Annotated in this window: 15 protein-coding genes and 1 other RNA gene; all 16 read right to left on the reverse strand. The window is 57.9% G+C overall.

Features of this window, described 5'->3' with window-relative positions:
* Positions 1-26: 26 nt before the first annotated feature.
* Positions 27-401 carry a helix-turn-helix domain-containing protein gene (locus tag K3555_RS08955; RefSeq protein WP_260008207.1) on the reverse strand — a complete coding sequence of 125 codons (375 nt, stop codon included), beginning with the start codon at positions 399-401 and terminating at the stop codon, positions 27-29.
* The gene (locus tag K3555_RS08960; RefSeq protein WP_260008208.1) at positions 401-655 is read right to left on the reverse strand and encodes a hypothetical protein; all 255 of its coding nucleotides are present in this window, start codon (positions 653-655) and stop codon (positions 401-403) included. The genes K3555_RS08955 and K3555_RS08960 overlap by 1 nt, the downstream gene beginning before the upstream one ends.
* Positions 652-1,104 carry a gp16 family protein gene (locus tag K3555_RS08965; protein WP_260008209.1) on the reverse strand — a complete coding sequence of 151 codons (453 nt, stop codon included), beginning with the start codon at positions 1,102-1,104 and terminating at the stop codon, positions 652-654. Before K3555_RS08965 ends, K3555_RS08960 begins: the two co-directional genes overlap by 4 nt.
* Positions 1,104-1,358 carry a hypothetical protein gene (locus K3555_RS08970; protein WP_259985121.1) on the reverse strand — a complete coding sequence of 85 codons (255 nt, stop codon included), beginning with the start codon at positions 1,356-1,358 and terminating at the stop codon, positions 1,104-1,106. Before K3555_RS08970 ends, K3555_RS08965 begins: the two co-directional genes overlap by 1 nt.
* 1 nt (position 1,359) lies before the next feature.
* On the reverse strand, positions 1,360-1,767 hold the full coding sequence (locus K3555_RS08975) for a hypothetical protein (RefSeq protein ID WP_260008210.1): 408 nt from the start codon (positions 1,765-1,767) through the stop codon (positions 1,360-1,362).
* Between the two features lie 21 nt (positions 1,768-1,788).
* Positions 1,789-2,049, reverse strand: coding sequence for a hypothetical protein (locus tag K3555_RS08980; protein ID WP_260008211.1), 261 nt, complete (start codon positions 2,047-2,049; stop codon positions 1,789-1,791).
* Positions 2,050-2,058: 9 nt separating this feature from the next.
* Positions 2,059-2,688 (reverse strand): DUF3164 family protein, encoded by a 630-nt coding sequence (locus K3555_RS08985; RefSeq protein WP_260008212.1) that lies wholly within the window; start codon positions 2,686-2,688, stop codon positions 2,059-2,061.
* Positions 2,689-2,699: 11 nt separating this feature from the next.
* An RNA gene (locus K3555_RS08990) (hammerhead ribozyme type II) lies at positions 2,700-2,772 on the reverse strand.
* 4 nt (positions 2,773-2,776) lie between these two features.
* Positions 2,777-3,064, reverse strand: a complete 288-nt coding sequence (locus K3555_RS08995; protein ID WP_260008213.1) for an HU family DNA-binding protein — start codon at positions 3,062-3,064, stop codon at positions 2,777-2,779.
* A 178-nt stretch (positions 3,065-3,242) separates the two neighbouring features.
* The gene (locus K3555_RS09000) at positions 3,243-3,608 is read right to left on the reverse strand and encodes a hypothetical protein (RefSeq protein WP_260008214.1); all 366 of its coding nucleotides are present in this window, start codon (positions 3,606-3,608) and stop codon (positions 3,243-3,245) included.
* Positions 3,608-4,372 carry a hypothetical protein gene (locus K3555_RS09005; RefSeq protein ID WP_260008215.1) on the reverse strand — a complete coding sequence of 255 codons (765 nt, stop codon included), beginning with the start codon at positions 4,370-4,372 and terminating at the stop codon, positions 3,608-3,610. The genes K3555_RS09000 and K3555_RS09005 overlap by 1 nt, the downstream gene beginning before the upstream one ends.
* Complete coding sequence (locus tag K3555_RS09010; protein WP_260008216.1) at positions 4,369-5,127, reverse strand: AAA family ATPase; 759 nt, start codon at positions 5,125-5,127, stop codon at positions 4,369-4,371. The genes K3555_RS09005 and K3555_RS09010 overlap by 4 nt, the downstream gene beginning before the upstream one ends.
* 52 nt (positions 5,128-5,179) lie before the next feature.
* Positions 5,180-7,309 (reverse strand): transposase domain-containing protein, encoded by a 2,130-nt coding sequence (locus K3555_RS09015; RefSeq protein ID WP_260008217.1) that lies wholly within the window; start codon positions 7,307-7,309, stop codon positions 5,180-5,182.
* Positions 7,309-8,202, reverse strand: coding sequence for a ParB N-terminal domain-containing protein (locus tag K3555_RS09020; protein WP_260008218.1), 894 nt, complete (start codon positions 8,200-8,202; stop codon positions 7,309-7,311). Before K3555_RS09020 ends, K3555_RS09015 begins: the two co-directional genes overlap by 1 nt.
* 125 nt (positions 8,203-8,327) lie before the next feature.
* Positions 8,328-8,618: a hypothetical protein gene (locus K3555_RS09025; RefSeq protein ID WP_260008219.1), complete on the reverse strand. Its 291-nt coding sequence runs from the start codon at positions 8,616-8,618 to the stop codon at positions 8,328-8,330.
* Positions 8,619-8,886: 268 nt separating this feature from the next.
* Positions 8,887-9,147: a helix-turn-helix transcriptional regulator gene (locus K3555_RS09030; protein WP_260008220.1), complete on the reverse strand. Its 261-nt coding sequence runs from the start codon at positions 9,145-9,147 to the stop codon at positions 8,887-8,889.
* Positions 9,148-9,265 lie beyond the last annotated feature (118 nt).

Here is a 9,265-nt window from a genome sequence, read left to right on the forward strand (position 1 = left end):
GCCCGCAACGGCTTGCGGGCTATTTTTCAGAAGAAGGACAATTGGGCCTCATCGCCGGGCGGCCGCTCGTCCAGGTACTTTCGCACAGTCACGTCAGACACGCTGAGCTTGCGGGCAATATCGCTAATATTCAAGCCCATTGAGCGGTAGACCTTGGCGCGCCATTTCTTCGCAATCGGGGTGCGCCGCTGCAAACGGTGGGACACAGAACCAAGAGCCCTTGCCTTCGCATAGCCGACAACGCCCACAAGCTTGGAGGTTTGCCGGGGCTTCAGGGAATACCTGACTTCGGTTCCGCCGAATGCTTCCAGAAACCTCAAGGTATCCTGAAGGCCAAGCACTTCAAAATAGGGCTGCACTTGGGCGGTGGGCCGGGGAAAGGTAGGGGTAACGTCGCCCATCAGCTCCTCCCATTGCGGTGTTTCCGCCGGGAGCGTTTGCCCGGAGTGCTTGCTGGGGTAACGGTTGTCACCACGCCGTTCTCAAGCACGTAGCGGCGGCCACCGCTGATCACAGCAGTTGCCTCCGGGTGGTCCTCAGCCAGTTCGACATTGCGGCGGATCCTGCGGCGCACGGCGTTGACGTTCAGTCCTTCGGCCAGTTCAAGGTGGCGGATGACGGCTTTGTCAGAAACGAAATAGCGGGGTGGCTTCATCGCTGATGATCCTCCCAGGCGAAGTCGATATCCGCCCGCTGGCCCCAGCTTTTCAGGGCCTGAATAACCTGGTCGATCTGATCATGCTGGCGCAGCATATCCACGTCGGCAGGAACCGATTGCCAGGTCTTTTCAAACCGGGAGCGGATGAACTTGTTTAAACCTTTGCGGCTGGGGTCGCGCAGTTCGCCGACAGCGCCCAATTCACGCCACAGAACGTGCACCAGGCGCAGGTCGGCGCGGGGCGCCTGTTTGTGCTTTTTGGCACCGCTGCTGGCTTTGAAACCATCCGATTTAAGGCGCTTTAAAACACTGTTTAAATCGGCCTCGGTCATGTCTTTCATGGAGGCTTTGCCGGTGACGGCAAGCTGCAGATCGCGGCGGCCGTCACTGTCGAGGCCCAGCTCACGGCAGCCGACGTGGATCTTTTGCTGAAGCGTTCGGGTCATCAGGAGGCCTCGCTCAACACGGCCGCAACCGGGTGGCTTGCAGCTTCGTCGGCTTCCATGCGCTGCCGCGCTTCGGCCATTTCTTCCCGCACGATGGCGTCAAATCGTTCCGGGGAAATGCGGGAGACCTCTGCCCCCTGTTTCAGCAGCGCCACCGCGTTTCCCAGCACACGGCCAGCCCAGCGTTGTTTCTGCGTGTAAACACGGAAGCTGCGCCGGGCTGCATCACGGATTTCGTCTTCGGTCATTGCCATGTTAGGGTTCCTGCTGCCGGTTTCGGATTGCTGCACGGGCTTCGTCGCGCTCTTTGCGCAGGATGCTGGCTTCCAAATGGCGGCCTATCAGGCTCGCCGCCATGAACGCGCCAAAGGCTTCAGCTGGCCACCACCACGCAAACGGCAGCGCGATGTAAGCCCCGTAATTCAATGCAACTGAAAGTGCTTTACGCTCCGTGCGCGGATCACGGCTGGGAGGCTGTGAAGAAGGCATAAGCCAATGCACTTCAAAGCCGTCGGCTTCCATGGCAAGGGCCTGATTAACGGGCATTTCAACGCTCCACAGGAATTCGCTGCCTTTCAAATGCACTGTGCTGCCTTCGGGGGCGGTGCTGAGGTCGGCGAATTTCGCGGGTTCGTGGGGTGCGTGTACGTCAGAAATTGGCATACAGTTTTTCCTCAAATTGGATTACTCGGCGAACTGGCGGGCCAAAGTGGCCTCCAGCACTGCGCTGCGGTTTTGGAGGACGCTCAGGGGCAGGCTCAGGGCCTCTGAAATCTCTTCCAGCTCCTGCGGCGTGGCGGCCAGCAGTTTGCCGTCCAGGCGACCGGAATTCAGCCGCATGGCATAGCCGCGTTCCAGGACCGCCCGCACACCGCCGGAAACCGGGCTGTCGTCGCCTGAAGCATTTGCAGGGCTGCGCTTGTCGAAAAGGGTCCTATGGTTCATCACAACAGCTCAAACCTTGGCCATATCCAAAGGCAGGCGCGTTTCACGCATCGCAGGGTTCGGTTCGCGCGGGTCTACGTAGTAGAAACGCACATAGGTGTTTGCTACGTCCCGGATGATGGCCTTCTCTATAGCATCCATGGCTTTCAGCCACAGCGGGTGGTCGAACTTATGTTCACGCAGCCCAAGGATGCCGTAGGTGTCGACGCGTCCTCGGCCGTTCAACTTGAAAACCCCGCTGACGATTTCCTTGATGGTGTCGCGGCTGTCTTCCAGCTCCTCTTCCAGAAACTCGAAAATAAGAGCCTTCGCAGATTCCAGCTCAGGCCCGAAACTGACCGATTTGGCGACTTCCCGGCGGATGACGAGCCGTCCGCAAATGCTCCGCAGCAGCAGGTTTCCTTCCTTGCCGCCGACGCGGACACCTAAGTCGTCCATCATCATTTCGGAATAGGCCGACATCTCTTGCAGAACATCGTTTTTCAAGCAGCCCATGCCGTCGTTCAGGCCCTCAGCGCGGGGAAAGAACTTTGTGACGAGGTCATGGGCAAGTTGCTGGCGTGGCTCCACTTCACTGTAGGCCACATAAGATCCATCAGGGCGTTGGATCAGATCTTCTTTCTTGGGTCGTTCAGTCATGAGTGGTTTTCCCTTGGCTGCTCATCAGATCAGGGCCGCCGCGCCCTGATGACCGCGCCCGGATGAACCGGGCGGGTTTCGCATCGGGTCAGGCGTTCAAGAGGTCTTTCACCGCTTTGTGGGCCTTGAAACTCAGCCCGGACGATGCCGCGATTTGCAGGCTTTCACCGGTTTTGGGGTTGCGGCCAGGCCGTGCGGGGCGGTCCTTGCGGGTGAAGCTGCCAAATCCGTGCAGCGATACTTCCTGTCCGCTCTTGGCCGCTTGGGTGATCTGTTCCAGGATGGCTTCAAGTGTGGCGCTTACGTCCTCCTGGGTGCGGTCTTGGTTTTCTGCAATGACGCGGATCAGGTCTTTCTTGGTCAGTTTAGCCGCCATGGTCTTGTCTCCTCTGGCTGGGTGGTGCGCGGGTTTGCGCGGGGTTCAGGCGCCTGTTGGGTCCAGGCGGTCGGCAATGCGGCGAAGGAAAACCCCAAGCCGGGTTTTGAAGGGAAGCCGCGCTTTCATTTTTCGAATTCCCTAAATGTCGGACGGGGTTGGAAACCGGACCTGTTCATCAGTCACCTTGATGAACAGTGCAGCGGCGGCAGGCCCGGTCCATGTTGATTGAGAACGGGTCGCTTCCAGTTTTGGCCCCACTCTTGAGGCGCCAACTCAGGCAGGTTTCGCTTGAAATTTCCTGTGCAAGTGCGGGGCAGTTGACCGGAGCGTTCATGTAGACTTCGCGGACCCGCTTCTCGATGTTTTCAAGGCTCGCGCTGTATGTACGGCTAATGACTTGGCTGACGGCCGTAGCGCTGATTTGCAAACGCTTGGAGACTTGGTTTTGAGAGGCCCTGTCGCATTCGGTTGCGAGCACTGTGATCCAATCCGGGATACCGCTTCCCCAGACGTCCTGTGCGATCAACAGCTTCTTGTTCATTAAATCCGGCCTCCTGCCGCCCAAGTGATTTTGTCCAGGTTTTCGTCAATCATGACCCTGACAGACCGCTTCATCGGAGCAATCGGCCCCGTGTCCCGGGCCAAGTAGACCTGTGTGTCGGGCCGAAGTTTCTGCTGCCCGCGTTGCAAACGGAGATAACCCGCCTGCAGCAAGTCCTTCAGATACCCGGTGACAATTTTCTGATTCAACTCTGGACGAGCCGGGTGTGCAGCCGCCAGAATGTCCCTCGGTGTTCCGAATTCCATCAGGCGCAGCGCAATCCAAATCGCGCCTTCATTAGAGTTGTTGTGATCAGCTACTGCCTGCCGGAATTCTGAATAGGATTTGACCGTCCAAAACGTCTTGTTGCCGTCCCTTGCCCAAATCTTCATTTGGCCGGCACGCTTCAACCTGCGGAAAAACCGGTCCCGTTCGTTAGCAGAGGACGCAGGGAGAGCTTCGCGCACCCCTTCCAGTGTGAAAAACTGTCGTGCAGAGACATAGTCCCAGACCCGCATTTCAGTCGGAGTGCTGGGTTCCGCCAATTCGGTAATGCCCGGGCCGCTACGGGCAAACACTTCGGCACCGTTTCCCCGAGCAACAAGGACAATTTCTCCGCTGCGTTCCAAGCTTTCAATAACGTTGGAAACCACGTGTCCCGGGTGCTGACACTCCTCTTTGATCTCGGATTTTGTGAAGGTCTCTTTGCCTTCAATGATTGCTATTAGATCGCGCTTGCAATCGCTCAGCTCGCTGATGCTCATACCTTCAAACCCTTGCGCGGAATTGGGGCTGAGTTGCTTTCGGAAAAATCAATATGTCCGGCCGTGGCTGCATCGACTTCGGCAAAACCATGGGCAACCGCCCATTCGTCAATCTGTACAAGTTCCTTGCAGATTAGGCGTGCACTGCCGGTGCAACGGTTGACAACAATTTCCAGCAGATCATTGCTGATAGTAACTCCGTCAGCGTAATAGGAAGCCAGCATTCGCGCGTCTGTCAGGTCCGAAGGCTGCGCTGGACACCAGGTGCAACGGCTGCTCAAAGCGCCGTGCATTTGCAAGTACTGCGGCAGTTCATCCGTTCCAATCAGTACAACTGTCGCTTGGCTGTTGTCGCCAAGCACACGAATTGTCTCCATGAACAGCTCTTGTTTGACGATCAGGTTCACTTCATCAAGCAGCAAGGTCGTGCCGCTAGAGCGCAAGGCGTCTATTAGCGCATCCATGTACTCGCCCCATTGGGCCGATTTGCGTAATGGCGGGAGGTTCATTGCGCGCGCAATGCTCTTTAGAAAGTGCTTTACGGTCCAGCCCTTGACGTAAGATACATGCACGGCATCAACCATGTTCAAGGCAAATGACGCTGAATATGTTTTGCCGTAGCCATATGGGCCATGAAACACACCAAATCCGGGCATGCCGAACTTACGGGAGTTGAGCTTTTCTATTAGCTCGGCCATTAGGGCGACATTGGTTAACGGTTGCAGCCCCTTACCGATGCTGTGCGATTGCGACATGTTAAGTCCTATCCTGTACTGTCCGTTACGGTTTCTGCTCCCGCACAGAGAGCTAGCCCGTGTTGTTTTGGTTGAGCTGATGCATCGCTAAACGCGCGCGGTATTCATGGTGGTTCTGGAACCGGCTCAGCCAGTCCAGCTCCGCTTTGCCAACCGGTTTCCCGGCCTGTGCGCGGTGTTCGATTTCCAACGCTTGTTCAAATCGCGCTTGGGCGGTTTCGGCGGGTTTGAAACCGGCTTCAGCGGGTGCGGGGTTCTGTGCCTTTGCTTTAAAGCTGACAACCAGAGCGTCCCGCGCCCGGTCTGCTTCTTTGGCGCGCTTGGCGGGTGCGGCATGACGCGGAGACGGCTTCGCAAATACGGGCTTCACCACTTTGGCTTCCACCAGTGCGGTGGTTTCCTTGCGGGTCCCGTTCAGATCGGCCCCAAGCTGTGCCGGCGTATGCGGCGCGTAGAGCTTGGCCAGTTCTTTTTCTTTTTTGACGATATCACGCTTCCGTTTAGCGGTGACGCGCGCATCCTCGTGGCTGAAGAAGCCGATTTTCTGCTGGCATTCGGCAAAGCCCAGGTGTGCGCCGTGGGGTGTGTAAATATGCACTCCGCTGTGCAGATCTTCGGGGTCAAACCGGATCACAATATTCCGGCCCGCCTCCTGGCTCATCCAGTCGCAGTGATAAACATTGCCCAGAAATTTCAGGCTGCCATTGTTTTTGTGAAGCTTGCCCGTCTCCTGCCCCATCAGCCACAGATTGCGCTGCTCCTCTGTCGCCCTCAGGATGTTGGCCGTGGCATAGCTTTCGGCAAAGGTTTCATCAAAGCTGCGGCCTGCAGCCGTATCCGTCCGGCGTCCTGTCCGGGCGTTGTGTTCTTCAATGCGCTCTTCCAGAACCGCAACGAATTCATGCAGAGGGACCGCGTGGGAGCCGTAATTTTCGGGTTTGGCATCTGGACGGTTTCCGACATACGCACCCGCGAAACGCACATCTTTGGCGATGTCATTCGCGTGACCGCCAAAGGCCCGCTCGATAGGTTTAGACTGGCCGCTTGCCGGTTGTGCCCAGGTCAGGTTGATGCCCAACAGCGTTAATACGCCGTGCGCATCATCATCGCGCACCTTGAACCGGAACCGGGTAGGGGACCCGCCCGTCATCCACTTGTTCGCAAATTCATGGCCGTTGTCGAACAGGCAACGCTTTGGGATGCCCCAATTGTCTACCATCTCCCCAAAGGCGGCCATCACCATGATTTTGTTAGGGTCACAGTCTACCCGCCAGGACAAAAATTTGCCTGAGTAAAGGTCCTGAAACGCAATCATCTGCGGGCGGCGGATCTTACCGTCCGGCCAACGGACGAAAACATCAAACTTGTGGCAATCCGCGTTCACAGCCTCCAGCGCATGCAGAGAGGATCTATCTCTGATCTGCGCGGGAAAGCAGCGCATCAGCCCGCGCGGGCCTTCGCGTTTGTACACCTGGGTGGTGCGCGGCACTTCGGCATCCATCCAGCGTTTTGCGGTTTTCAGGATTGGAAATTCCCAGCCCCGATGGCTCGCAACACGAACTGCGTCTCGGTAGCTCTGTGCAAATGTCGGCCCCTCCATCCGCAGGAAGGCACTTTTCAGCCAGTCCATGAACATTCTGAACTTGCTGCGGTCCTCAGTTTTGGTGCGCTTTTTGGGCGGCTGTGGCGCCAGATAGGCCAGGTGATCCGCCGCCGGAATTCCTTCAATCAGCCCCAGCCAATTGTAGATGGTGCGCGGGCTGATCTTGTATTCATCAGCAATTTCACCCACGGCCTGAACGTGAACTGTGCCGCTGCTGTGCAGAAGGCCTACTTTCGCAAGCGCATCCAGCCGCCGCGCCGCCTCTTTCTTGTTTTTCTGGGACAGCTTTTCATAGGCTACCCAAGCGGCGGCACGGTCGGGGCGCTCCGCCGGTACTGGCTCGGCGGCTTCCTGCATCACCAGTTTTTCACGGGCGGCAGACGGCAGAACAGACCAATGATACGACCACCCGCCGCCGCGCCCAGGTTTGCGTTTGATGGCGCCGGGCACCTTGCGCCAGCCGCTGCGTTCGGCAAAGGCGTTCACATTCTGCACGGTGCCCGGCAATCCCGGCAGCTTTGCCTCGGCAATCTCTGCCGCCGTCCACCATTCCTTTTCGGGTGCGATGCCGCTGTCCATCAACCGGCCTCCCGGTTGTGGGATTGAAACTTCACAACTTCAGAGGCGGGTGTTTCACTGTCTTCGGCATCCTGCAAAAGCTCCAGCAGCTCATCGCGGAATTTCTCCGCAAACTGCGTCCGTGCAGCTTTGGAACCGCGCCGCCAGGCGTCGGCCATCTTGGAAAGCTGCTGGTCCGTGGTGGATAGCACCGCCGCTCCGGGGGTCTTTTTGCGGGCCAGAACCTCTTTGGCGGATTTCGCTTCACCGCTGCCCAGGGCCGCGCAGATCGCACTGCGGTCTGTCTGTTCGCCGCATTTGGCGATGTGTTCCAAATCCGTAAACTGCACCTTATTCGGTGACTGCCGGAGCAGGGCAATTTCTTCTTTGGACAGTTCTTCACCGACTTTGATCAGACGGCGAATGTGCCGGTCTCCTTTGCCGAACACCTCGGCGGCATTGGCGGCAAAACTGCTAACGGACATAATGTCCGTTAGCACTCTGTTCTTTGCGCGCCCGCCTGCGCTGCCGCGCTTTGCTTCGGGGTTTTCCCGCTCATACAGCTCTTTATGCGCGGCCAGAAACACGGCCATATCCAGCGGCGTCAGCGGTGCGCCGGCCACATTTGCGTCCACCTCAATGCGGATGGCCTGGTCATTGGTGCATTCGCTGACCTTGACCGGCACTTCTTCCAGCCCGGCTTCCTTGGCGGCGGTCAGGCGGTGCAACCCGTCCATCAGCCGGTAGCCGTCTTTGACCCTGCGCACCAGCAGCGGCTGCAGGATGCTGCCGACCTCATGGATGGACGAAACAATGCTGGCAACCGCTGTGGGGGAGGCCGTGCGCAGGCGTTCTTCCACTTGGATATCAGCAGCCGGAAGGGTTTGAATTTTCTGCCAATTTGGAGGGGTCATTGGGGATGCTCCACTTTGATTGAATTCAGGGGTTTCAAGGGATGGCCTGCCGTTCTGTGCGGCATGGCCGGCGGTGTCAGCGCGCAGGGGCTTGAAGCTGCCCGTTATGATCTGCGCGCCGGGCATCAGTGCTTGCTAGCCAGGAAGTCGTTGAAATCGTCCAGGGCGCCGTCACCGGCCAGGCTGGCGACTAGATCCGCCACCCGGCGCTGTGTTTCAGCCAGGGCTTCAACTGCTGCGTCCACTTCTGCGGCACGTTCGCCGACCGTTTTCCAGCGGCGTGTCTGAGCCATCCTGTGACGGCTTGCAGCGATAACCAGGCGTTCGCGCTGCGCTGCGTATTCTGCTGCTGCGGCGCGCAGTTCGGTGGCCCGGTCAGGTACGGTTTTCTTGAAAAAGATATCGGTGCCGGTCATTTCAAAAAGGCTCCAAACAAGAACAGGAAGGGCAGGGCGAAGGCGCAGATGCTCCCAATAAAGTCGTCGAAAAGGTCCGAAGGACTTGGCCACACAGCGCGGAACTCTTGGCCCCAGGCCGTCCAAAATGGGACGGCGCTGGGACCCGCTCCGGCGAGTGGTAAGCGGGAATAAAAAGGCCCCGGCAGCGCATCCCTGCTGCCGGGAAGTTGAGCCAGGCCGCTGCTAGCAGGCGTGCGGGACTGGCTGGGAAGATTGGACAGGCAGATCATTTGTCGGCCTCGGATTTGAGGCGCTCTTCGAATTTCTTGAGGGCCTCAAGGCGGTCAAGGGCGTTTTCAATTTGCTCCATTTTTTCAACGGAGGGGAACTTGAACTGCTTGGCGAGCCAGTGGCCGTAGTAAGAGGGCTCCAAGCCAGCTTTCACGGAAAGCCCGCGCAATGATAAGCCGAGCGCATTGCGGCGTCTCTCGCACGCCTCGGTCATCCTCTTCCATTTCTCGTGGTCTTTGGTGCTGTGGCTAGTCATGTTCCGCAATCGCATGTTTTCGACTTATATATCGTATTATCGAGATTAATCGCGCGTTGTCAATTCGACTTATTAGTCGTATTGTTGAGACCAACTAAGCGTAGCGGTGGCGTGAGAC

Source organism: Leisingera sp. M527 (assembly GCF_025141525.1).
GTDB lineage: Bacteria > Pseudomonadota > Alphaproteobacteria > Rhodobacterales > Rhodobacteraceae > Leisingera.